A 23,000-nucleotide genomic window follows, 5' to 3' on the forward strand; every position below is an offset into this window, starting at 1 on the left:
GACAGCCTGTTCATGACCCCGACCGGGTGCGGGTGTCCCGCATGAATGGAGTGGGGGCATGATCACGCTGTCCGACACCGCGCGCAAGCCGCCGGTGTCCGTGCCGCCCCGCGTGCGGTTCAAGCGCAACTGGGACAAGCGGCTGTCGTTCATCGCGCTGCACTCGGTCGGTATCGCCATGGGTGTGATCTTCATGCTGCCGATCCTGTTCGTGTTCCTCACCGCGGTGATGGCGAGCGACCAGGCGATGACGGCGAGCCTGTGGCCGAGCGAATGGCACTTCGAGAACTTCGTCAAGGTGTTCCAGAAGGCACCGCTGCTCGAATACTTCGGCAACAGCCTGCTGTATTCGGCTTTGGCGACGGCGGGCGCGCTGCTGTCGGCGATCCCGGCGGCCTATGGCCTGGCGAAACTGCGGTGGCGCGGGCAGAACCTGTTCTTCATGCTGACCGTGGCCGCGATGCTGCTGCCGCCGCAGGTCACCGTCGTCCCGCTGTACGACCTGTGGGTGCGGCTCGGCCTCACCGGCACGCTGGTGCCGCTGATCGTGCCGTACTTCTTCTTCGACGCGTTCTCGATCTTCCTGCTGCGGCAGTTCTTCCTCACCATTCCGAAGGACTACATCGAAGCGGCGAAGATCGACGGCTGCAACGAGTTCCAGGCGATGTACCGGGTGCTCATCCCGATGGCCAAGCCCGGGATCGCGGCCACCGCGATGTTCTGCTTCCTGTTCACCTGGAACGACTACTTCGGCCCGCTGCTCTACACCGGCGAGAACCAGGACCACTGGCCGCTTTCGCTGGCGATCGCGTCCTTCCGCGGCATGCACCACGTCGAATGGAACATGACGATGGCGGCGACCGCGCTGATCATGGCGCCGGTGATCGTGCTGTTCGTGTTCGCGCAGAAGTCGTTCGTCAAGGGCATCACATTCACGGGGGTCAAGGGATGAAACTGGCAGTCGTCGGTGGCGGGTCCACCTACACGCCGGAGCTGATCGACGGGATCGCCGGCCGCCGGTCCACTTTGGACGTCGACGAGATCGTGCTGGTCGACCCGGACGCCTACCGCGTCGAAGCGGTCGGCGGGTTCAGCCAGCGCCTCCTCGACCACGCCGGCCACCCGGCGCGGGTGCACACCACGCAGTCGCTCGAGGAGGGCGTCGACGGCGCTTCCGCCGTGCTGATCCAGCTGCGCGTCGGCGGGCAGCGGGCGCGGCGCTCGGACGAGACGTTCCCGCACGCCTGCGGCTGCGTCGGCCAGGAGACGACCGGCGCGGGCGGGCTGGCGAAGGCGCTGCGCACGGTGCCGGTGGTGCTGGACATCGCCGACCGCGTCCGCAAGATCGCCGGCGACGACACGTGGATCGTCAACTTCACCAACCCGGTCGGCATCGTCACCCGTGCCCTGCTCAACGAGGGCCACCGCGCGGTCGGGCTGTGCAACGTCGCCATCAACCTGCAGCGGCAGTTCGGCCGCCTGCTCGGTGTCGGCGCGGACGACGTCAAGCTCGTCCACACCGGGCTCAACCACCTGAGCTGGGAGCGCGGTGCCCTCGTCGACGGCGTCGACCGGTTGCCCGAGCTGCTGGACGAGCACCTGGAGTACCTGTCCCACGAGGTCAGCGTGCCGGAGAAGTGGCTGCGGCGGATGAACGTCGTGCCGTCGTACTACTTGAAGTACTTCTACGCGCACGACGAGCAGGTCACCAAGCAGCGCACCGAGCGGCCGCGCGCGGACGTCGTCTCCGACGTCGAGGAAGAACTCCTGAAGATCTACCTCGATCCGGAGCAGGTGACCAAGCCGGAGTCCCTCGAAAAGCGCGGCGGGGCGTACTACTCGGAAGCCGCCGTGCAGCTGGTGCACGCGCTGACCGCGGGCGGTCCGGCCGAGGAGCACGTGGTGAACGTCCGCAACGACGGGACCTTTCCGTTCCTGCCGGACGATGCCGTCATCGAAGCTCGGTCCATTGTGGACTCGAAAGGTACGACGCCGATCCCGCAGCCGCCGGTCGAGCCGAACTTCTCCGGCTTGATTTCCGCGACGACGGCGTACGAATTCCTCGCGTTGGAGGCGGCGCTGAAGGGCGGCCGCGACCGCGTCGCCGACGCCCTGCTGGCGCACCCGCTGGTCGGCCAGTACAGCAAGGCCGACACCCTCGCCGATTCGCTGGTGCAGATCAACCGCGAGTACCTGCCGTGGGCCCGCGGATGAAGCCTGCAGTCATCGCGATCGACGGCGGCAACAGCAAGACCGAGGTCCTGGTGGTCTCGGAAGACGGCGTGGTGCTGGGGTCGTCACGCGGCCCCGGCGCGTCGCCGCAGAACATCGGCGTCGCGGGATGCGTTGCGGCGCTGGAAGAACTGGTGCTGGCGGCGTATCCCGCGTTCGGGTCGCGGCCGTCCGCCGTGCACACCTCCGCGTACCTGGCCGGGCTGGACTTCCCGCGCGAGGAGGAGACGCTGCACGCGGCATTGTCCGCTCGCGGCTGGAGCGACACCCTGACGGTCGGCAACGACACCCTCGCGCTGCTGCGGGCGGGCAGCGCGGGGGTGGGCGTCGCGGTCGTCTGCGGGGCCGGGATCAACGGCGCCGGCGTCGGCCCGGACGGTCGCGTGCACCGCTTTCCCGCGCTGGGCAAGATCTCCGGCGACTGGGGCGGCGGCTACCGGCTCGGCGAAGAGGCCCTGTGGTGGGCCGTGCGCGCCGAGGACGGCCGCGGCCCGCGGACGGCCCTGATGCCCGCGGTGGCGGCGTACTTCGGGCGGCCGGCGCTGCTCGACGTCGTCCAGGGCCTGCACTTCGGGGAGATCGACGCCGCATCGATCCACGGCCTGTGCCCGCTGCTGTTCGAGGTGGCCGCGGCGGGCGACGAGGTCGCGCAGGACATCGTCACGCGGTTCGTCGAGGAGGTCAGCGTGTTCGCGGCGGTGATCCTCCGGAAGCTGGACCTCACCGGGGACGCTCCGGAGATCGTCCTCGGCGGCGGCGTGCTGACCGGGGTCGGCGCGCCGGTGATCGCGGAGATCGAGCGCCGGTGCCTCAAGGTCGCGCCGCGCGCGGTGGTCCGCGTCGTCGACGTGAACCCCGTGGTCGGCGCGGCGTTGTTCGGACTGGACACGCTGGGTGCCACCGAGGCCGCGAAGGCGGCGTTGAAGGCGGCGACCCAGCGCGCCTGAGGCCCCCGGCGGGACCTGCCTCGAAGCAGGTCCCGCCGGCCCCCTTCAGGGCGCCGGGACGATCGTCTCGCCGGTCTCCAGCAGCGACTTGAGGTCCGACAGGATCCAGGCCCAGCCGCCACCGGCGTTCTCGTTCGGTGGCGCGTCCAGCCGCTCGAGCGCGCCGCTGACCATCGCGGCGGTCGCGGGGGCGCCGGTGACGTCGTGGGTCACGGTCAGCCGGGTGCCCGCGGTCTTGGACTCCTCGATCTCGTAGGTGAGCGTCGTGTAGGGCTCGGCGGCGACGTCCTCCGGGGCCATCAGCAGCTTCCAGGTGACGACCAGCTTGCGTGGCGGATCCACCTCGAGGACTTCACCGTCGACGAGGTCGCCGGTCATCCCGGCGTCGATGAACGGCTGCGTCGGGCGGGTGCGGTGCTTGCCGCCGGGCCGCAGGTCGTAGTCGGCCAGCCCGGTGTAGCCGTACTTCTGCGTCCACTCGGGCTTCGTGATGGCGTCCCAGACGCGCTCCGGGGAAGCCTTGATGTAGACGCGGTAGACCTGCACGGTGTTCGTCATGGTTCTTCGCCTTCCAGCTCGTTCTTGAGGTCGAGCAGCGCGGTGACGTGACGCTCGGTGTACTTGTCGATCCACCGGTCGTGGATCTGGCGGATCGGGACGGGGTTGAGGAAGTGCCGCTTCTCGCGGCCTTCCTTGCGTGCGACGACGAGCCCGGCTTCTTCCAGGAGTTTCAGGTGCTTCATGACGCCGAAGCGGGTCATCTCCACCTGGGTCTCCAGCTCGGTGAGCGTGCGGCCGTCACGCTCGAAGAGCAGGTCGAGCAGGAACCGGCGGGTCGGATCCGCCAGCGCCTTGAACACCAGGTCGTCTTGCACGCCCCGACGATAGGTGACCAAAAGGTCACATGTCAACGGTCCCCAAAGCCGTGAAGGCCTCCTTCCCGGCTCTTAGCGCCGGTAAGGAGGCCTTCACGGACCTTGACCTAGACCACCAGGGAGAGTGGCAGGATCAGCGCGATCGCGACCACGGAGATGAGCGTCTCCATCACCGACCAGCTCTTCAGCGTCTGGCCGACTGACAGGCCGAAGTACTCCTTGACCAGCCAGAACCCGGCGTCGTTGACGTGCGAGAAGAACAGCGAACCGGCGCCGATCGCCAGGACCAGCAGGGCGCTGTGGGACGGGTCCATGTCCGCGGCCAGGGGTGCCACGATGCCCGCCGCCGACACGGTCGCGACCGTCGCCGAGCCCGTCGCCAGCCGGATCGCCACCGCGACCAGCCAGCCGAGCAGCAGCGGCGAGAGGTGCGCGTCCTTGGCCAGGCCGGTGATGACGTCGCCGACGCCGGCGTCGACCAGGGTCTGCTTGAACCCGCCGCCCGCGCCGACGATGAGGATGATCCCGGCGATCGGGCCGAGCGAGTCACCGACCACAGTGGACAGCTTTTCGCGACCGAGCCCGGCCGGGCGGCCGAGCAGCACCATGCCCACCAGGACGGCCGCGAGCAGCGCGATCAGCGGGTCACCGACGAAGTCGAAGATCTTCCGGGCCTGGTTGTTCGTGCTCAGCAGGATGTCCGACAGCGCTTTCGCCAGCATCAGCACGACCGGCAGCAGCACGGTCGTCAGCGTCGCGGCGAAGCTCGGCCGCGGCTTGTCCGTGTCGGCGCGTTCGGGGATGAGCCGCTCGGGGGCCACGGCGTCCGGCACCAGCCGCGCCGCGACCTTGCCGAACAGCGGGCCCGCGACGACCAGCGTCGGGATGCCGACGAGCAGGCCGAACGCCAGCGTGACGCCGACGTTCGCGTTCAACGCGCCGGCCGCGGCGAGCGGGCCGGGGTGCGGCGGGACGAGGCCGTGCAGCACCGAAAGCCCGGCCACCGCGGGAATTCCCAGCAGCATCAACGGTTTCCCGGTGCGCTTGACCGCGAGCAGCACCACCGGGATGAGCATGACGAGCCCGATCTCGAAGAACATCGGCAGCCCGATCAGCGCCGCGACCAGCGCCATCGCCCAGGGCAGCGCGCCGCCGCGGGCCTTGCCGAGCACGGTGTCGACGATCTGGTCGGCGCCGCCGGAGTCGGCCAGCAGCTTGCCGAGCATCGCGCCGAGGGCGATCAGGATGCCGACGGACGCCACCGTGCTGCCGACGCCGTTGGAGAACTTCTTGATCACGTCGGTGATCGGCAACCCGGCGGCCAGGCCGAGCACGAGCGAACCGAGCGTCAGCGACAGGAACGGGTGCAGCTTCACCTTCGTGATCAGCACGACGATGACGGCGATCGCGACGAGGGTCGCGGTGATCAGGCGGGTGTCGTGGCCGGTCCAGCCGGCGGCGAGGACGGCGTTCACGCGTGCTCCCGGAAGGCGGTCAGCGCGGCTTCGGTGATCTCTTCCGGGGTGCCGCCGGTGTTGTCGAAGACGGCGCCGGCCTCGTCCGGCTCGAGGGGTTCGAGGTCGGCGAGCTGGGAGTCCAGCAGCGACACGGGCATGAAGTGGCCGGTGCGGGTCTTCATGCGCTCGGCCAGCTGCGTCCGGTCGCCGTGCAGGTGGGCGAACCAGACGTCGCCGCCGCCGCGCAGGACGTCGCGGTACCGACGCTTGAGTGCGGACGACGTCACGACGCCGCCGGTCGCCTGGTGTTCGCGGATCCACCCGGCGATGGCTTCGAGCCAGGGCGCGCGGTCTTCGTCGGTCAGCGGCGTGCCGGCGGTCATCTTGTCGATGTTGGCCTTCGGATGGAACGTGTCCGCTTCGGCGTATTCGACGCCCAGGGCCTCGGCGAGCGCCGTGCCGATCGTCGTCTTCCCGGAGCCTGACACCCCCATCACCACGATGACGGTCATCCGCACCTCCCACTTCGTTGTGCCCAGGTGAGTGAAACTCAAAAGTACTACTTATTCAAGATGAAGTACTACTTAATCGAATCAGGCGGCTAGATTGATCAGGTGAGACACGAGCAGGTCCTGGACGCCCTCGGCGCGGCGATCGCGAACGGCGCGCTGGTGCCGGGCACGGTGCTGCGCTCCGAAGAGCTGCAGGAGCGCTTCGGCGCTTCGCGGACGGTGGCCCGCGAAGTCGTCCGCGTCCTCGAGACGATGCGGCTGACCAGCAGCAAGCGGCGGGTCGGGGTGATCGTCCGGGAGCAGGCGGAGTGGAACCACTACGACCCGCGGCTGATCCGCTGGCAGCTCGACGGCCCGGCCCGCCCGGCGGCCCTGGCCACGCTGAACGAGCTGCGGTCGGCGATCGAGCCGTGCGCGGCGCGGTTCGCGGCCTTGCGCGCGACGCCGGAGGAGCGCGGCCGCCTGGGCGCGCTGGGGGAGCGGCTGGCGCGGACGGCCCGCGCGCGCGACCTCTCGGCGTTCCTCGGGTTCGACATCGCCTTCCACGACCTGCTGCTCACCGCTTCCCGGAACCCGATGTTCGGGCAGCTGTCCGAGGTGGTCGCGGAGGTGCTGACCGGCCGGACCGGGCACGGCCTGATGCCGCCGGAGCCGCAGCCCGAGGCGGTGGCGCTGCACGTCGAGGTGGCCGCGGCGGTGGCCGCCGGGGACGCGGACCGGGCGGAACGGGCGATGCGCGACATCGTGGTCCAGGCGCGCGACGAGATCGCCGCCCTGGTATCGGAGAGCGGTCCCGAGGTCGAGTAGCCTCCGTGCGGAACTGGACTTTCGTACCCCGGGGGGCACGGGTGAGCGCGGCACGCGCGATCGGGTTGGTGCTGGGTGTGGCGGCCGACGGCGCCATCGGCGACCCCCGGCGGCGGCTCCCGGTGACGGCGTTCCGCCGTCTCCCGCCCCGCTCGGGCGTCTTGGTCGCCGGCGCGGCGGTGCTGGGCGGGGCGCTGCTGGAGCGGGCGGGCCGAGGCCGTCCGCTGGTGCAGGCCACGGCGACGGCGGTGACGACGTGGGCGGTCCTCGGCGCGGCCGGGCTGGCGCTGCAGGGCACGGAGCTGGCCCGCGACCTCGAGGAGTGCCGCTTCGAGCCGGCGCGCTCGACACTGTCCGAACTGGACCCGCGGGTGGCGGACGGGCTGGGCGCGATCGCGCTGTCCCGGGCCTCGGTGGAGACGTTGGCGGAGAACACGTCCGACGCCGTGGTCGCGCCCTTGGTGTGGGGCGCGCTGGCGGGCGTGCCGGGCCTGGTGGGCGCGCGAGCGGTGAGCCTGCTGCGCCGGGCCCGCGCGGGACGCCGCGGCCACTGGGCGGTCGACCGCCTCGACGAGCTGGTCCACCTGGTCCCCACCCGCGTGGCGGCCGGCCTGACGGTCCTGGCGGCCCCGGTGGTGGGCGGCTCGGCGGGCGGCGCGTGGCGGGCGTGGCGCCGCGACACGATCGCCCACCCGAGCCCGAACGCGGGCCGCGTGGAGGCGGCGTTCGCGGGAGCACTGGAGATCCGCGTCGGCGGCCGGACGGTGTACCCGCACGGGGTGGCGGAGCTGCCGGTGCTGGGCGTGGGCCGGAATCCCGATGCGGGGCACGTGACGCGGGCGGTGGAGCTGTCCCGGGTCGTCGGCTGGCTGGCCGGGGTGACTTCGGTGGTGCTGGCGGTCGTCGCGGGGCTTTGGCGCCGCTCTGGCTGAGCTTTGTGTTGCCTCCGGCCGCCGAGTCCCGGCCCGCTCTCCTTGACCGCTGCGACGCTGGTCGCCGAGGCCTGCCGCGCTGCCGAAGGTCGCGAATGAGTCATTGGGGACCTCGCACGTCCCGAATGAGTCATTCGCGACACCCGGCCGGCAGCTCACAGCGCCACTTCCACCACGGAGCACCGCGGCAGCGATCGGCTTTGCCGGAACCCCGGAGAGGGTGGGGGTTCCGGCAAAGCCGTCACGCCGTGAGGCGCAGCGCGCCTGAGCTGCGTCAGGTCGCCTTGGTCAGCAGTTCAGTGGCCCACCACCCCGAAGCCCGATTGTGACTACGGCCGGCAGCACCGCGTCAAGGCGGGAAAGCGTGCCTTGACCCGGCACTGCCGGCCGTGTACTGGCTTCGTATCGGGGCGGCGGGGGAGGTCTGGGTGGAGCGCAAGTCATGCCTCAGCGTGCACTTCATGCCGGTGAGGCATCTGAGAAAAGGCGCTGCGACTTTGCCGGCACTGTGCCAGGGAAGGGCGCGCTCCCTCAGCCCCGCCGCCGCAGCTGTGCCAAAGCCGCCTCGTCCAGCGGCCCACCGCGCTCCGCCAGCCGGGCCCCGATCCGCTCCCGGTCCTCGGCCGCCTTGTTCCCGCCGAACTTGAACTTCGCCCGTACCCCGGTGATCTTGAACTCGATCCCGCGGATTCCCGGCAGCAGCCGCCGATCGGGGGCCTCGGTCGCGCTCACCGGGGCCCGCGAGCCGTCCGGCTCGAAGTGCCGCAGCTGCTTCTCCAGCAACGCCGCCTTCGACGCCGGATCGTCGACCAGCCGTACGTCTCCTTCGAGCTGCACCGTCGCGTAGTACGACGTCGGCACGCCGTGGGCGGGATCCGCGGCCGTGTTCCAGTCCGCGCGGATGTAGGTGTAGTCGCCGATCACCGTCAGCAGCGCCCGGGGGTGCTCCTCCAGCAGGGGCCAGATCGGGTTCGGGCGGGCCAGGTGCGTGACGATCGTGCGGTCGCCGTCGAACGCGAAGTGCGCCGGGGTCACCACGGGCAGGTCGCGGCCCGCGCCGCCGGCGATGAGCTGACCGAAGTCGTTCGCGGACAGCCACTCACGCCACTCCGCGTCGGAAGAGGCGGCGTCCCACGGGTGGATCAACATGACCCGAGTATCGGCGAGGCAAGTGGCCTCATCACAGGGCCATTTCCGGCCTATCTCTGAGGGCCACTTTCCGCGTACTCGTCCTCGGCCAGGATCTCCGCGACGGACTTCCGCCGCGCGGGAGCGGAGCCGCCGGGCTGGGTCAGCGCTCCGCCCGGCTTCAGCTCGCGAACCGTGAAGTACAGCCAGCCGAGCAGCGCCATGGTCCCGAACGCGATCCACTGCAGCGCGTACGACAGGAACGGCCCCGAGTCGGTCTGCGGCAGCGGCAACGCCGCGATGACGCCGGGCTGGCCGACGTCGAGCTGGAAGTACCCGGGCCGGATGTCGAGCTTCCCCGCCCGCGCGACGACCCGCGAATCGACGACGTAGCTCTGGAGCTTCCCGCCGGTCGAGGCGTCGGCGAACGCCTCGCGGTTCTTCGGGTCGGTCTCGTCCGCCCGCGCCCGCGCGGTCACCTGCACGGTCCCGGCCGGCGGCGGCGCATACGGCAGCACGCCCGACTTGCTGTCGAGCCCGACGTAACCGCGGTCGATCAGCACGACCGTGCCGTCGGTGGTCCGCAGCGGCGTCAGCACCTCGTAGGCGCCCTCACCCTGGACCGTCCGCAGCCGCGCGACGACCTCCTTGTCCGGCAGGTACTGGCCGGTGATCGAGACGAGGTGCCATTCGGTGCCCTGGCCGGGCTCGGTCCCCGGCGGCAGCAGCTGCGCCAACGGCACCGGTGCGGCCGTGAACGACGTCACGAGCGCGGCGTTCTGCTGCTCGCGCTCGGCGTTGCGGCTGAACTGCCACGGCGCGAGGAGCGTGAAGCAGCAGATGGCGAAGGTGAACACCACCGCCGTCAGAGCCAGCCACCCGGGCCGGAGCAGGAACCGCAACCGCACCCCACCACGGTAGGCCGTGCCCGGCCCGGGCCGCTCGCCGACCTCCGTCGCGTGTGACGGAGGCCGGGACGAACCGCCCGGGCCGGGCGACCGGGCTCAGCGGTCGAGCCGCCACTGCTGGCTCGGGTTCCCCGCGACGCAGACGGCCGTGATCACCCGCGTCCCCGGGTCGTTGGACCCCAGGTCGGCGCACAGGCCGTTGTGGTTGCGCAGGGTGCCGTCACCCGGCATGGTCCACTGCTGGCTGACGTTGCCCGCTTGGCAGGCGACCATGACCACCCGCGTGCCGGGGTCGTTGGAGCCCAGGTCGGCGCAGAGGCGGTTGGTGTTGGTCAGCGCGCCGCCGGACAGCCCCCAGCGCTGGCTGACGAGTCCCTCGCCGCAGGCCACCACCGTGATCGGCGTCTGCTCGGCGTTGGAGCCCAGGTCGGCGCAGAGGCCGTTGTGGTTGCGCAGCGTGCCGTCGCCCTTGAGGAACCACAGCTGGCTCTGGTTGCCGGCGACGCAGGGGGTGACCAGCAGCGACGTGCCCGCCGCGTTGCTGCCGATGTCGGCGCAGGCGCCGGACGCCGTGCGCAGGGTGCCGTCGCCGGGGAACCGCCACTGCTGCTCCGGGACGGCCGCGCACGCGGTGGTCCCGACCGCCGTCCCGGAGACGGCGAGGCAGAGGCCGTCCGCGGTGCGCACGGTGCCGTCGCCGGGGAGGGTCCACCGCTGCCCGGCCGCGTCCGGTGCGCAGACCGCGGTCGTCACCCTGACGCCCGCGCCGGTGCACAGGCCGTTGAAGTTGCGGATCGCGTACGGCGGGATCTGCGCGCGGATCCAGTCCGTGATGTCGTCGAGCCGGGTTTCGACGGTGCCTTGGCGTGTCTCGGTCTCCCCGAGGCACCCGTGCTGCCACGACGTGGCGTTGATCGCGACCAGTTCGGTGCCGCCGCCGGTCTCGCGCAGGGCCGGGCCGCCCGCGTCGCCCTTGCAGGTCGTCGCGTCACCCGTGACGGCGGTGACGGCCAGCGTCGTCGCGGTGCTCGACTGCACGGTGAAGTTCGCGGTGGACAGCTTGTCCGGGACCCACTCGGTCGCGGTCCGGCCGTAGCCGGCGAGCCGCAGCACCTCGCCGGTCCGCACCGGGCTGGTGGCCGGCGCCACCGGCGCGACGGTGAAGACGGGCGCGTCGAGCCGGGCCAGGACGAGGTTCCGGTCGGTCCGCGGCACGAGCGTGGTGATCGGCGCGGTCCGCCCGCCGACGGTCACGGTGGACGGCGACGGCGGCGGTCCCGCCGGCGCGGGGTCGCCGAAGCAGGTGGACGCGGTGAGCACCCACTGCGGCGCGACGAGCACGCCCGTACAGCCCCGGCCGGCGGTGTTCACCTTGGCGGCGAAGGAGTACGTCCCGTCGGCGGCTTGACTTCCCCCGGTGATCGCTCCCGCCGGAGCGGCCGCCACGGCGGCGGCCGCGGTCACGAGCGCGAAAACACCCGAAATTCTTTTGAGCACGCGATTCCCCTCATCGATGACGATGCCGGAAGGGGTATCGCGGGGTGCCGGAAAACCGTACGCGGGCCGGTTGTGACACCGGTCACGCGTGGGCGCGGACCCAGTCCAGCAAGCCGGGCACCGAGCGCTCGATCATGCCGAGGACGTCTTCGAAGCCGTCGTCGCCGCCGTAGTACGGGTCCGGGACCTCGGCGCCTTCGGGCGCCGACGGGTCGAACGACCGCAGCAGCCGCACCTTCGCCGGGTCATCGACCCGTGCCCGCAGGAACTCCGCGTGCCCCTCGTCGGCGGCCAGCAGGAGATCGGCGGCGAGGTCCTCGCCGGACACCTCGGAGGCGACGTGCGCGGTCGGATAGCCGTGCGCCTTGAGCGTCGCGCGGGCCCGCTTGTCGGCGGGCTCCCCGACGTGCCACGGCCCGGTGCCCGCGCTGGTCACGCGCACGACGTCACCGAGCCCGGCGTCGTCGAGCCGGGCCCGGAACACCAGCTCGGCCATCGGGGAGCGGCAGATGTTGCCGGAACAGACGAAGACGATGTGCGTCACGCCCCGAGCGTAACCACCGAGATGCCGAGGCCCGGCCAGGCCCGCGAAACGCCATTCCCGCGCGCCCGAGCGTAACCAGCGGGTTCACCCGGTCACCCGCCCGCTCGGCGGTATCCGCGGTCCGCGCCGCGCACTTAGCGTCGATCGGGCGAGGACGCGAACCGGAAGGAGAGCGATCATGCACGGGTGCTGCTCGAAGTGCACCGGCCAGGGTTGCGGCTGCTGCGGCAACTGCAACTGACCGCCCCCGGCGCCCGCGGCGGCCCGAGGCCGCCGCGGCGCCCCCAAGCCCCTAACCGGCCGTGCAGGTCGCCGAAGTCGCTTCGCCGAGGGCGCGTGCGTGCAGCGCGTCGAACCGGTGGACGACGTCCGCGGCGCCGGCCGTCACCAGCTGCACGACCGGGCACGAACGCGCCGCCCGCGCCGGGATGGTCGCCGCCAGCTCCGTCAGCAGGCTCGTGTTCAGCCCGTCGATCACCGGGCGGATCTTCCCGAGGTCGGGGCGGGTCGTCGGCGCCTGGTCGGGGTGCGCGTCCCAGCGCGCGTAGAGGCCGCGCTGCACCAGCTTGTTCGCCTCGATCTGGGCGTGGAAGAAGCGAACGGCGTCCGCCGGGTCGAGGCCGAGGCCAGGGGCCCGTGCCGTGACCGAGTCGTAGATCGCCTGCTCGCGCGCCGGGTCGTCGATCGGCGACGGCGTGCCGTACTTGGCCGCGGCCACCTGGTCGGCGATCGCGACGCGCTGGGCGGCGAGGTCGGTGAGCCGCCACAACGTCGGGTTCGAAGCCGAAGCGGGCACCGCGAAGAGGAGTGAGCCGGCGAGGACCGCCGTCACCGTGACGAGCAAGGACCGAAGGCGCATGGTTCCGGACGGTACATGCGAAGATCCCCGGGTGTCCGCGCCTTCCGCCATTTCCGAAGTCCTCTCCGTGCTCGAGCGGGCCTACCCGCCCGCGCTCGCCGAGTCGTGGGACGCCGTCGGCCTCGTCTGCGGCGATCCCGCCGAACCCGTGAGCCGCGTGCTGTTCTGCGTCGACCCGGTCGCCGAGACCGTCGACGAGGCCGTGGAGCTCGGCGCGCAGCTGATCGTCGCCCACCACCCGCTGCTGCTGCGCGGCGTGCACGGCGTCCCCGCCGACACCGCCAAGGGCGCCCTGGTGCACCGGATGATCCGCGAAGGCATCGCCCTCTACTGCGCGCACACCAACGCCGACTCCGCCGACCCCGGCGTCTCGGACGCTCTCGCGCAGGCGATCGGGCTGCGCGTGACCGGGCCCCTCGCCCCGAACGCCGACGGCGTCACCGGCATCGGCCGCCTCGGCGAGCTGCCCGAGCCCGAGCCGTTCGCGGTGTTCGTCCAGCGCGTCGCCGACGCCCTGCCCGCGACCGTTCCCGGGGTGCTCGGCGCCGGCGACGAGGACCGCCCGATCCGCACCGTCGCCGTGTCCGGCGGTGCCGGGGACTCCTACCTGAAGCAGGCCACCGAGGCCGGTGCCGACGCCTTCGTCACCGCCGACCTGCGGCATCACCCCGCGGGCGAGCACCTCGCGGGCCGGGGCCCGGTGCCCGCGCTGGTCGGGCTGACCCACTGGGCCAGCGAATGGCCCTGGTGCGGGCAAGCCTCGGCGCTCGTGGCCGAGGCGTTTGCGGGTAACGTCGACGTTCACGTGTCCACGCGGTGCACCGACCCGTGGAACGTCCGCGCCGAGCGCACATCTAGCTAAGAGGAGCACCGTGAAGGCCGAACCCGCCGTGCAGCGCCAGTTGCTCGAGCTCGCCAAGGTGGACGCCGAGCTCTCGCGCACCGCGCACCGCCGTCGCACCCTGCCCGAGCTGGCCGAGATCGACGCGGGGGAGAAGACCGTCCGCGAGCGCCGCGACGCGCTCGTGTCGGTGGAGACCGCCGCCTCCGACCTCGACCGCGAGATCGCCCGCCAGGAGAAGGAGATCGAGTCGGTCCGCGCCCGCGAGGACCGCGACCGCAAGCTCCTCGCGTCCGGCACGGTGAACTCGAAGCAGATGACCGACATCGAGCACGAGCTGCAGTCGCTCGAACGCCGGCAGAGCGCGCTCGAGGACGACCTGCTGGAGCTGATGGAGCAGCGCGAGGCCCTCGGCCTGGACGCGCAGCGCACCGGCGCCGAGGTCGACAAGGCCGAGGCCGAGGTCGCCGCCGCGATCGCCCGCCGCGACGAGGCGTTCAAGGACCTCGACACGACCCGCGCGCGCCGCGACGAAGACCGCGCGAAGCTCGTGCCGCGCTTCCCGGAGCCGCTGCTCAAGCTGTACGAGCGGGTCCGCGAGCACAAGGGCATCGGGGCCGCGCTGCTGCGGGCCCGCCGCTGCGGCGCCTGCCAGCTGGAGCTGGACCGCAACACCGTCAACGAGATCAAGGGCGCGCCCGAGGACGACGTCATCCAGTGCGAGAACTGCGGCGCGATCCTGGTCCGGACCATGGAGTCGGGTCTGTGACCTCGCACGTCATCGTCGAAGCGGACGGCGGTTCCCGGGGCAACCCGGGCCCCGCGGGGTACGGCGCGGTGGTCCGTGACGCGGAGACCGGCGACGTCCTCGCCGAGCGCAAGGAAAGCCTCGGCGTCGTCACCAACAACGTCGCCGAGTACAACGGGCTGATCGCCGGGCTGACCGCCGCCGCCGAGCTCGGAGCGTCCACTGTGGACGTCCGGATGGACTCGAAGCTCGTGGTCGAGCAGATGTCCGGGCGCTGGAAGATCAAGCACGCGGACATGCAGCCGCTGGCCGAGCGGGCCAAGGCGCTGGCCGCCGGCTTCTCCCGCGTCCAGTACGAGTGGATCCCGCGCGCGCAGAACTCCCACGCCGACCGGCTCGCCAACGAGGCCATGGACGCGGCGACCGGCAAGCCCGCCGCCGGCCGGCCCGGCACCGCCGCGAAACCGAAGCTGCCCACGCGCAAACCCGACCGCGCGACGACCGCCTGGACCGGCGCGCAGGGCACCCCGACCAGGCTGCTCCTGCTGCGCCACGGCCAGACCGAGATGTCGGCGCTGCGCCGTTACTCCGGCCGTGGCGACGTCCCGCTCACCGAGCTCGGGCAGGCGCAGGCCGCGGCGGCGGCGAAGCGGCTGGCCGCGACCGACGGGCTCGTCGTCGACGGCGAGGCCGTCCCGATCATCTCCTCGCCGCTGACCCGGACGAAGCAGACCGCGCAGGCCGTCGCCGACGCGCTCGGCGGCCGCGTCGAGACCCACCCCGGCCTGATCGAGACCGACTTCGGCGAGTGGGAAGGCCTGACGTTCGCCGAAGCGGCCGACCGCGACCCCGAACTGCACCGTTCGTGGCTCGGCGACAGCTCGGTCCCGCCGCCCGGCGGGGAGAGCTTCGACGTCGTCCACCGGCGGGTCCGCAAGGCCCGCGACGAGCTGATCGCCGAGCACGGCGGCCGGACGTTGGTGCTGGTCAGCCACGTGACGCCGATCAAGACCCTGCTCCGGATGGGCCTCGACGCGGGCCCGCAGCTGCTGTTCCGGCTGCACCTCGACCTGGCGTCGCTGTCGATCGTCGAGTTCTACCCGGACGGGAACGCTTCGGTGCGGCTCGTCAACGACACCTCGCACCTGTCCTGACCGGCGCTGAGATTTTCCGGGAAGTGTGGGGTGGATCACGCTCAATGCCGACGCGTGGCCGACCCCGGATGGGGTATTGGCTACAGTGTCTCGACCGCGTCGCCGCGGTGGCGGACCCGGCTCCCGGGTCCACTAAGGGGGCGCCAGCTCGCGCGTATCCCACCGGCAGAAGCCTGCGGGCGGAACAGTGACGAGGACATGACGGCTAGCGCACTCACCGAGACCTCCCCGAGCGACGTCCCCGAGGACCCGGCTGTCGCCACGACCACCCGTGGCTGGGGCGCGCGCCTGGCCCCGGTGCTGGCCGTGCTCGCCGGCGTCGCGGCGGTCGCCGTCCACGCCACCCGCTACGGCCACTGGATCGTCGACGACGCCGCCATCACGTTCTCCTACGCCCGCAGCTTCGCCGACGGCCTCGGCCCGGTGCTGCAGCCGGGCGCCCCGCCCGTCGAGGGCTTCTCCGACCCGACGTGGATGGTGCTGCTCGGCGTCGGCAAGCTCGTGGGCCTGTTCGACCACGGCCTGCTGTTCGGCATCCCGGACTACGTGCTGTACCCGAAGGCGCTGGGCCTGCTGTTCACCGGCGGCGTCCTGACCGCCTGCTACATCGCGGCGAAGCAGATCTTCACCCGTTTCGCCTGGCTCGCGACGCTGGTCGTCGGCCTGACGCTGGCGACGATCCCGTCGTACGTCATCTGGGTCGTGTCCGGCCTCGAGAACTCGCTGTTCGCGTTCGCGGTCGTCACCCTCGGCGTGACGCTGTTCGTCTCGGTGAAGCGGGACAAGCTGCTGACGCCGAAGGTCGCGCTGTGGGCGGGTGTCATCGTGGCCTTCGCCGCGCTGACCCGGCCGGAAGGGCTGATCTACGCCGGCGCGTACCCGCTGGCGGCGCTGTTCCTGCTGCGGTCCGGGCTGTTCTGGAAGAGCTTCCGGCTCGCGCTGCTGTCGGTGGCGGCGTTCGCCGTGCCGTTCGGCGCGTACGTCGTCTGGCGGCACGCGGAGTTCGGCCGGCTGCTGGCCAACCCTTCGGTGGCGAAGCAGCAGGGCCTGCCCGGGTTCGACGCCGTGAAGCGGCCGTTCGAGCTGGTCGGCTACGCGGGCTGGGCGGGCGTGGTCGTGCTCGCGCTGGTGATCGTGTTCGCGCTGGTCAAGGCGCCGTGGCGGCGCCCGCTGATCGCGCTGCTGGTGCCGCTCGGGCTCGGGATCGTCGCGTACGGCGTGATGGTCGCCGACTGGATGTACCAGCACCGGTTCGCCAGCCCGATCTGGCCGCTGGCGGTCATCGCGGGCACGCTGTCGGCGGGCGAGCTGCTGCGCCACCGGCGGGCGTTGCTGCGCGTCGGTGTGGTCGTGGTCCTGCTGGGCGCGTTCGTCCCGTCGGGCATCGGGTTCGCGGCGTCGGCGGACAAGTTCGCGAAGAACCCGAACATCACGGCGTGCCTGGTGGCCGACCGCTTCGGCCGCGGCTTCAACACCTACGCCGACATCCTCGGCCTGCAAAAGGCGTCGCTGCTGCTGCCGGACCTCGGCGGCTCGTCGATGACGAGCAGGCTCGAGCTGGTCGACATGGCGGGCCTGGTCAACAAGCCGATCGCCGACCTGGTGCACGACAACGACCTGCAGGGCCTGCGCGACTACGTGTTCGACACGGTGAAGCCGACGTTCATCCACTCGTGGGGTCCGTGGGCGGCGGGCAACGGCATCGCGCTGGACCCGCGCCTCGACCGCGACTACGTGCTGATCTACAGCTCCCCGATCGAGGGCCTCCGCAACGGCGACTGGGTCCGCCGCGACGCGGTCACCGACCAGGCCAAGCTGAAGGCGGCCCAGGACTACGCGGCGAAGACGATCCCCGAGGTGGCGGCCGACCGCTTCGGCGGCCCACTGGACGACTGCGGCCCGACGATGAAGCCCGGCCAGACCATCTCGATGCCTGGCTGAGTCCCGGTTACGTCAGGCCGAGGCCGAGCCAAAGGGCGATGGTCGCCGCGGCGAGGCAGAGCGGGGTCGTGAGGGCGCCGAGGGCGTGGAATGTCCTCGCCGACGGGTGTTCCGGCAGGGTGCGGCGCCAGAGCAGCGTCGCCAGGGAACCGAGGTAGCTCGCGTTCGGGCCGATGTTGACGCCGAGCAGCACCGCCAGCAGCACGCCCGGCGCGGGGTGCGGGCCCAGCACCGACAGCAGGATCAGCGTCGCCGGCAGGTTGTTGACCAGGTTGGCCAGCAGCGCCGCCACCCCGGCCGCGACCAGCAGGTCGACGAGGCCGGTGGACGTCGGCAGGAGGTCGCGCAGCAGGCCGCCGAGGACGTGTTCCGACACGGCCTCGACCACGACGGCGAGCCCCAGCACGAACAGGCACAACTGCGGCGCGGCCTCGGTGAACAGCTGCCACGGCCGGATCTTGCCCTGCGCGAGCGCGCGCACGCCGAGGATCAGCGCGGCGAGCGCGGCGATCCACACGGGTTCGACGTGCCCGAGCTGCCCCACGGCGAAGCCGACGAGGGTGAGCGCCAGGATGACGAGCGCGAAGATCGGCGGCTCCTGGTGCCGCGTCGGCTCGGCGGTTTCCCGCGGCCGGAGGTCGACGGCGAAGAACCGCAGGAAGACGACCAGTTCGATGGCGATGGTGACCAGCCACGGCAGCGCCATGAGCGCGGTGAACCCGGCGAACGTCAGGCCCGACGCGGCGAAGGCCAGGAGGTTGGTCAGGTTGGACACCGGCAGCAGCGTCGACGCGGAGTTGGCCAGGTGCGCGCACGCGTAGACGTGCGGCCGGGCGGGCAGCTTCAGGCTCGTCGCGGTCGCGAGGACGACGGGGGTGAGCAGCACGACGGTGGCGTCCAGGCTGAGGATGGCGGTGACCCCGGCCGCGGCGGCGAAGGTCAGCACGAGCAGCCGCCGCGGCCGCCCGTGGCACGCCTCGGCGAGCCGGCTGCCGAGCCAGGTGAAGACGCCGTCGACACTGGCCAAAAAGGACAAAAGGAGGATGGCGGCCAGAAAGCCCAGCGTCGGCAGGATTTCCACGGCCCGATGCGCCGCGGCGGCGGGCCGGACGAGCCCCAGCAGCAAGGCGACGCCGGCAGCCGGCACGGCGGCGACCGCTTCGGGCCAGCCCCGCGGCCGGACGATCGCGAAGAGCAGCACGCCGGCCAAGAGCACCAGGCTTCCCGCGCCTGCCCAGAAGTTCACGTGTGCACGCTAACCGCGGCCGCACCGACCCCGCGGGGGCGCCCCCCGTCTTCCACTCTACCGGCGACCACCGACAATTCCGCCGCGCTGCTCACCCCGCGCAGCTCGTCGAACGTCCTGAACGACTCGTTCAAGTCGCCGGACGTCCTGAACGAGTCGTTCAGGACGACTTCGGCGAGCGGGCGGCTCAACTCACCGTCCGAAGTGGACTCAGTTACCCCGCTGCGACTTCGCCAGCGCGCCACCCAGCTCCGCGCGCCCCGGAATACCGAGCTTCCGGTAAGCCCCCGACAGGTGCAGCTCCACCGTCCGCCGCGTCAGGTGCAACGCCGTGGCGATTTCGCGGTTGGTCAACCCCTGGGCCGCCATCACCGCGATGCGGTTCTCCTGGCGGGTCAGGCCGTGCTCGTTGTCCTTCGCCGGGGTCAGCGCACGCCGCGCCGAGCGCAGCTCCTCCGCCGCCCGGCGGGCCAGCGGCCGGGCTCCGCAGTGCTCGCTCAGCTCGACCGCCTGCCGCAGCGTTTCGATCGCCTTTTCGGACTGGCCGTGCCGGGCCTGCAGCGTGCCCAGCTCGGTGAGGGCCGTCGCCAGCTGCAGGCGGGCCGGTGACGACCGCAGCGTCGTGATGGCCTTGCTCAGCGCGCGCTCCGCTTCGTCGTCCTCGCGGACCAGCCCGAGCGTCGTCAACGCCGTGCCGTGCGGGCGGGCCGCGCCCCAGCGGGCCGAGGCGTTGATGTCCTCTTCGGCCAGCCGCGCCGCGTCATCGGCTTGGCCGAGGGCCAGCGCCGCCCGCGCCGCGTGCGCGCGCCACGGCACGAAACCCGGGAACCGCATGCCGTGGTGCGCGAGCCGGCGTCCGCAGCTGAGCAGGTCCTCGAAACCGAAGCGCGTGTAGCCCGTCGCGACGCGCAGGCGGCCCCGCGCGTACAGCAGGTACGTGTGGGTGAACAGGCCCTGGCTGGCGACGAAGTCCATCCGGTCCAGCAGCGACGTCGCCGCCTCGAACCGGCCGAGGTCCACCCAGCATTCGACGAGCTTCGCCGCGCACAGCACGCCGACCGGGCACGTCGTCGTCCCGCCGCGCTCGTCGAACCGGCGCAGCAGCGATTCGAAGTGGACGCTCGCCCGCTGCAGGTCGCCGCTGGCCTGCAGCGCGATGCCGCGGGCCAGGGTGGGCAGCGCGCCGTGCGGCACGTGCACGTCCCACGGTTCGCGCTCGACGTCGAGGACCCGGCACAGCCGGTCGACGTGTGCCGGCTCGTCCGCCAGCACCGCGGTGGCCAGCGTGAAGAAGTAGTGCTGCTCGAACAGCTCGCCTTCGTCGCCGCCGGGTCTCCGGGGGTTCCGGTCGGCGGAGTCCTTGGCCTGGCTCAGCGCGTCCGCGAAGTGCCCGACCGCCTCCTGCGCCGACTCGCCGCTGCGGACCGCGTCGAGCGCCAGCAGCGCCGAGCGGCTCCGCTGTGCCGCCGGGTCGGTCAGCGGCGCCCACTGCTCTTCGAAGTCGCGGAACTCCGGCGGCGGGCCGAGCCTGCTCCCGGCTTCGGCGAGGTAGGTCATGCACAGCAGCGGCCAGACGGCGTCGGGGCCGCCGGCGTCGAGCCGCGCCGCGATCTGGCCCGCCGCGCTGATCCCGAGCCGGGCGTCCTGGCCGCCGCACAGCGACAGCAGCATCGCCGAGGCGATGTGCGCGGCGGTCTCGCGGTTGCCGACGGTGTCGACGGCCTCCCGCACCCGCTTCGCCGCGCCCGGCGGGTCGAACTGGAACTCCGCGTGGGCGAGCTGCAGCAGCACGGCCATCCGGCGCCCGGACGTCAGCCGCTCCTCCAGTGCCCGCCGCAGGTGCGCCGCGGCCAGCTCGGCCCGCCCGGAGAACACGGCGTCGCGCGCGCTCAGCCGCAGCACGTCCACCGCCCACGGGATCCGGATCGACGTCGCTTCCAGCAGGTGGGCGGCGACGCGCTCGGCCGGCGCGCCCGCCTCCGACAGCAGCTTCGCCGCGCGGGAATGGTTGACCGCCCGCGTGGTCTGCGGCATGTCCTTCAGCACGGAGTTGCGGACGAACGCATACGTCAGCGTCGGCTGGCTGCTGTTGTTGAGCACGCGCAGCCGGACCATGGTGTCGATCGCCTGCAGCGCGTCGAACTCGTCGACGCCGGCGAGCCGGGCCAGCAGGTCGAAGCCCGCGTCCTCGCCGAGGATCGCCGCCGCGTGCAGGATCGCCGGCGCGTGCGGGAACTCCTGCATCCGCGTGGTGAGCACCTGCCCGATCAGCGACGAGCCGAGCTCGTGCGGGTCCGCGCCGGGCAGCAGCCGCGGCCGCAGCGCGTGCAGCAGGTACGGGTTGCCGCCGGTCGCCTCGCGGCAGGCGGCGGCGAGCTCGCCGCCGGCGAGACCGAGGATCTCCGCCGCGGCCGCGTCGCCGAGGCCGTTGAGGGTGATCGACACCTTCGTGCAGCCCGCCATCTCCAGCAGCGCGACCTCGCTGTGCGGGGGATGCCCGGTCAGGGCCGTCAGGACGATCAGCACCGGCAGGTCGGCCACGCGGTTGCGCATGTAGGCCAGGCACCGCATCGACCAGGCGTCGGCCAGGTGGACGTTGTCGATGCCGATGAACAGCGGCCGTTGCCCGGCCGCCTCGCGGACGATCCGGAAGAAGAGGTCGAGCGCTTCCCCCTCGCCGGCCGGTCCGCACAGGTCGGCGACGGGCGGGCGCGCCGCGTCCGGGCCGGCCAGCGCGTCGGCCAGCTGACGGGCGACCCCGCCGGACAGGTGGCTCTCCAGGCGCGACCCGGTGGCGATCGCGACGGTGAAGCCCGCGTCGGCGGCCAGCGCCGCGGCGGTGTGGAGCGTGGCGCTCTTGCCCATGCCGAACTCGCCGACCAGGATCGCGCTGGCGGCCGTGCCGCCGAGAACACCGGGGAAGAGACTGGTCAGGCGGTTGAGCTCGGGCTCGCGGCCGGGGAGCCGCGGGGCGGGACGCTTCGGTACCGAAGCCCCGCTGACGGGGTGCTCGGGATTTACTTCGGTATCCACCGTAAGGACTTTCATGTTGGGTTCGGGCAGACTACTGGAAACCGGCCCACCACGGGAGTGGAGCGCGATGACCTGGGGAAACTGCCTGGGAACCGCTACGGCCGACAGGATGCCCCGCCTTCGTCAAGGGGCGCCCTGGCGACGAAGGTCCACCACCAGAGCAGGGGAGACGATGTACGCAGCCGATGCGACCCGGATCTTCCCGGCGACCGGGCGGGCCGCGCCCAGTGCCGTCAAGGCCATCCCCAGCACGAGGAGCAGCAGCGGGCCGGCCACCGAGCCCCGCCGGTGCGCGTACGGCTTTCCGGCCGCGCCGTCGCCGGGCGGCCGGTAGCGGCCGGACGGCCCGCCGCGGGCGACCCAGCCGAGCCGCGCTGCTTCGGCCAGCGCGCCGGCCACCGGGCCGAACCCGGTGACCAGGCCCCGGCAGCGGGCGCAGCCGAGAAGGTGTTCCTCGAACTCTTCCGGATCGTCCAGGACGCCCAGCCCGTAGGCCGCGGCGTCGGCGTGCCGCCCCCTCATCGCACCGTCACTTCCCCGAGCGCCTTCCGCAATTGCCGCATCGCGGTGTACAAGCGCGATTTGACGGTTCCCTCGGGAATTCCCAGAATTTCCGCCGCCTGCCGAACGGTGTTTCCGGCGAGGTACGTCTCGTAGATGACGGAACGGTATTTATCGTCGAGTTCGACCAATGCCTGAGAAATCGTTAGCGCGGCTAACGAGCTGTCGGTGCGGTCGGCGGACTCGGCGTTTTCCGGGATGTCCAGGGCGACCTCCTGCGGGCGGACCCGGCGGTTTCTCCAGCCGTCGATGACGATCCGCCGGGCCACCGTGAGCAGCCATCCCCGGAGCATTCCGGGCTCGCGTTCGAGCGTGTCGGAGTGCTGCCACGCGCGGATCATCGTCTCTTGCACCACGTCTTCGGTCCACTGCCGGTCGTGGTTGGTCAGGGCCATCACCTGCGCAAACAGGGTGGCGCGGAAGTCCTTGTAGAGCAACGGGACCAGGTCGTCGGGCTCGCCGAGGTCGACGTCGAGCGCCGTGGCGGACGAGGCGTAGCCGACCTGGCCGCGACTTTCTCTGCCCAGTGCTTCCATAAAGCTCGCAACCTCACCTGACTGGCGGACCGAGGGGTCATCGGAGCGTAGCGCAAAATCACTTAATAGACCATATGCATCAGTTTTCCTGCCCAATTAGTCGTCGGGCCGACGACAACCGGCCGCAACCGGTTCACAATCTGTCTTGTGATACAAGTCACAGTCACTAAAAGGTGACGGTGAGAACCGGATCACAGGTCCGCACCGTAGCTGTCGATGAGGACTCCTTCGCGAAGGGACAA

Annotated in this window: 22 protein-coding genes; 9 read left to right on the top strand and 13 right to left on the bottom strand. The window is 71.8% G+C overall.

Annotated features, from left to right (window positions below; all coding sequences use genetic code 11):
• The first annotated feature begins 58 nt into the window (after window positions 1–58).
• The 3 genes from AB0G28_RS34510 to AB0G28_RS34520 are packed head-to-tail and all read left to right on the top strand — an operon-like array spanning window position 59 to window position 3,179.
• Window positions 59–952, top strand: coding sequence for a carbohydrate ABC transporter permease (locus AB0G28_RS34510; RefSeq protein WP_361098956.1), 894 nt, complete (start codon window positions 59–61; stop codon window positions 950–952).
• A complete protein-coding gene (locus tag AB0G28_RS34515; protein WP_361098959.1) occupies window positions 949–2,214 on the top strand; it encodes a 6-phospho-beta-glucosidase in 1,266 nt (421 codons plus the stop codon). Before AB0G28_RS34510 ends, AB0G28_RS34515 begins: the two co-directional genes overlap by 4 nt.
• A complete protein-coding gene (locus AB0G28_RS34520) occupies window positions 2,211–3,179 on the top strand; it encodes a BadF/BadG/BcrA/BcrD ATPase family protein (protein ID WP_361098962.1) in 969 nt (322 codons plus the stop codon). The genes AB0G28_RS34515 and AB0G28_RS34520 overlap by 4 nt, the downstream gene beginning before the upstream one ends.
• 45 nt (window positions 3,180–3,224) lie before the next feature.
• On the opposite strand, the gene AB0G28_RS34525 is transcribed toward AB0G28_RS34520, so the two are convergent.
• The 4 genes from AB0G28_RS34525 to AB0G28_RS34540 form a co-directional block, all read right to left on the bottom strand.
• Window positions 3,225–3,737: an SRPBCC domain-containing protein gene (locus AB0G28_RS34525; protein ID WP_361098965.1), complete on the bottom strand. Its 513-nt coding sequence runs from the start codon at window positions 3,735–3,737 to the stop codon at window positions 3,225–3,227.
• Window positions 3,734–4,075, bottom strand: a complete 342-nt coding sequence (locus AB0G28_RS34530) for a metalloregulator ArsR/SmtB family transcription factor (RefSeq protein ID WP_361098968.1) — start codon at window positions 4,073–4,075, stop codon at window positions 3,734–3,736. The genes AB0G28_RS34525 and AB0G28_RS34530 overlap by 4 nt, the downstream gene beginning before the upstream one ends.
• A gap of 86 nt (window positions 4,076–4,161) precedes the next feature.
• Window positions 4,162–5,529: a gluconate:H+ symporter gene (locus AB0G28_RS34535; protein WP_361098971.1), complete on the bottom strand. Its 1,368-nt coding sequence runs from the start codon at window positions 5,527–5,529 to the stop codon at window positions 4,162–4,164.
• Window positions 5,526–6,023, bottom strand: coding sequence for a gluconokinase (locus AB0G28_RS34540; RefSeq protein ID WP_361098974.1), 498 nt, complete (start codon window positions 6,021–6,023; stop codon window positions 5,526–5,528). Before AB0G28_RS34540 ends, AB0G28_RS34535 begins: the two co-directional genes overlap by 4 nt.
• Window positions 6,024–6,116: 93 nt before the next feature.
• Here AB0G28_RS34540 and AB0G28_RS34545 point away from each other — a divergent pair, with 93 nt between their 5' ends.
• Together AB0G28_RS34545 and AB0G28_RS34550 are read left to right on the top strand one after the other, a co-directional pair.
• Window positions 6,117–6,830: an FCD domain-containing protein gene (locus tag AB0G28_RS34545; RefSeq protein WP_361099062.1), complete on the top strand. Its 714-nt coding sequence runs from the start codon at window positions 6,117–6,119 to the stop codon at window positions 6,828–6,830.
• A 41-nt stretch (window positions 6,831–6,871) separates the two neighbouring features.
• Window positions 6,872–7,762, top strand: a complete 891-nt coding sequence (locus AB0G28_RS34550) for a cobalamin biosynthesis protein (protein WP_361098977.1) — start codon at window positions 6,872–6,874, stop codon at window positions 7,760–7,762.
• A 531-nt stretch (window positions 7,763–8,293) separates the two neighbouring features.
• Here the strand turns inward: AB0G28_RS34550 and AB0G28_RS34555 are convergent.
• The 5 genes from AB0G28_RS34555 to AB0G28_RS34575 all read right to left on the bottom strand — a co-directional run bounded on the left by AB0G28_RS34555 (window position 8,294) and on the right by AB0G28_RS34575 (window position 12,698).
• Window positions 8,294–8,911, bottom strand: coding sequence for an FMN-binding negative transcriptional regulator (locus AB0G28_RS34555; protein WP_361098980.1), 618 nt, complete (start codon window positions 8,909–8,911; stop codon window positions 8,294–8,296).
• Between the two features lie 50 nt (window positions 8,912–8,961).
• Window positions 8,962–9,798, bottom strand: a complete 837-nt coding sequence (locus tag AB0G28_RS34560) for an SURF1 family cytochrome oxidase biogenesis protein (RefSeq protein ID WP_361098983.1) — start codon at window positions 9,796–9,798, stop codon at window positions 8,962–8,964.
• Between the two features lie 96 nt (window positions 9,799–9,894).
• On the bottom strand, window positions 9,895–11,295 hold the full coding sequence (locus AB0G28_RS34565) for a ricin-type beta-trefoil lectin domain protein (protein ID WP_361098986.1): 1,401 nt from the start codon (window positions 11,293–11,295) through the stop codon (window positions 9,895–9,897).
• 82 nt (window positions 11,296–11,377) lie between these two features.
• Complete coding sequence (locus AB0G28_RS34570) at window positions 11,378–11,839, bottom strand: low molecular weight protein-tyrosine-phosphatase (protein WP_361098989.1); 462 nt, start codon at window positions 11,837–11,839, stop codon at window positions 11,378–11,380.
• Between the two features lie 292 nt (window positions 11,840–12,131).
• Window positions 12,132–12,698 carry a chorismate mutase gene (locus AB0G28_RS34575; protein WP_361098992.1) on the bottom strand — a complete coding sequence of 189 codons (567 nt, stop codon included), beginning with the start codon at window positions 12,696–12,698 and terminating at the stop codon, window positions 12,132–12,134.
• Here AB0G28_RS34575 and AB0G28_RS34580 point away from each other — a divergent pair.
• From AB0G28_RS34580 to AB0G28_RS34595, 4 genes are all read left to right on the top strand, one after another.
• Window positions 12,697–13,560 carry a Nif3-like dinuclear metal center hexameric protein gene (locus tag AB0G28_RS34580; protein ID WP_361098995.1) on the top strand — a complete coding sequence of 288 codons (864 nt, stop codon included), beginning with the start codon at window positions 12,697–12,699 and terminating at the stop codon, window positions 13,558–13,560. The two genes, AB0G28_RS34575 and AB0G28_RS34580, sit on opposite strands and share 2 nt — an antisense overlap.
• 10 nt (window positions 13,561–13,570) lie before the next feature.
• Window positions 13,571–14,308 carry a C4-type zinc ribbon domain-containing protein gene (locus tag AB0G28_RS34585; protein WP_361098998.1) on the top strand — a complete coding sequence of 246 codons (738 nt, stop codon included), beginning with the start codon at window positions 13,571–13,573 and terminating at the stop codon, window positions 14,306–14,308.
• Window positions 14,305–15,441, top strand: coding sequence for a bifunctional RNase H/acid phosphatase (locus tag AB0G28_RS34590; RefSeq protein WP_361099001.1), 1,137 nt, complete (start codon window positions 14,305–14,307; stop codon window positions 15,439–15,441). Before AB0G28_RS34585 ends, AB0G28_RS34590 begins: the two co-directional genes overlap by 4 nt.
• Before the next feature lie 198 nt (window positions 15,442–15,639).
• Window positions 15,640–17,382: a hypothetical protein gene (locus tag AB0G28_RS34595; RefSeq protein WP_361099004.1), complete on the top strand. Its 1,743-nt coding sequence runs from the start codon at window positions 15,640–15,642 to the stop codon at window positions 17,380–17,382.
• Between the two features lie 7 nt (window positions 17,383–17,389).
• On the opposite strand, the gene AB0G28_RS34600 is transcribed toward AB0G28_RS34595, so the two are convergent.
• The 4 genes from AB0G28_RS34600 to AB0G28_RS34615 all read right to left on the bottom strand — a co-directional run bounded on the left by AB0G28_RS34600 (window position 17,390) and on the right by AB0G28_RS34615 (window position 22,758).
• On the bottom strand, window positions 17,390–18,628 hold the full coding sequence (locus AB0G28_RS34600) for an SLC13 family permease (protein ID WP_361099007.1): 1,239 nt from the start codon (window positions 18,626–18,628) through the stop codon (window positions 17,390–17,392).
• Between the two features lie 210 nt (window positions 18,629–18,838).
• Window positions 18,839–21,661 (bottom strand): AAA family ATPase, encoded by a 2,823-nt coding sequence (locus tag AB0G28_RS34605; protein ID WP_361099010.1) that lies wholly within the window; start codon window positions 21,659–21,661, stop codon window positions 18,839–18,841.
• Window positions 21,662–21,784: 123 nt separating this feature from the next.
• Window positions 21,785–22,183, bottom strand: coding sequence for a hypothetical protein (locus tag AB0G28_RS34610; protein WP_361099013.1), 399 nt, complete (start codon window positions 22,181–22,183; stop codon window positions 21,785–21,787).
• Window positions 22,180–22,758: a sigma-70 family RNA polymerase sigma factor gene (locus AB0G28_RS34615; RefSeq protein ID WP_361099016.1), complete on the bottom strand. Its 579-nt coding sequence runs from the start codon at window positions 22,756–22,758 to the stop codon at window positions 22,180–22,182. Before AB0G28_RS34615 ends, AB0G28_RS34610 begins: the two co-directional genes overlap by 4 nt.
• Window positions 22,759–23,000: the final 242 nt, after the last annotated feature.

Origin of the sequence: Amycolatopsis sp. NPDC021455 (assembly GCF_040640995.1) — a bacterium.
Classification (GTDB): domain Bacteria; phylum Actinomycetota; class Actinomycetes; order Mycobacteriales; family Pseudonocardiaceae; genus Amycolatopsis.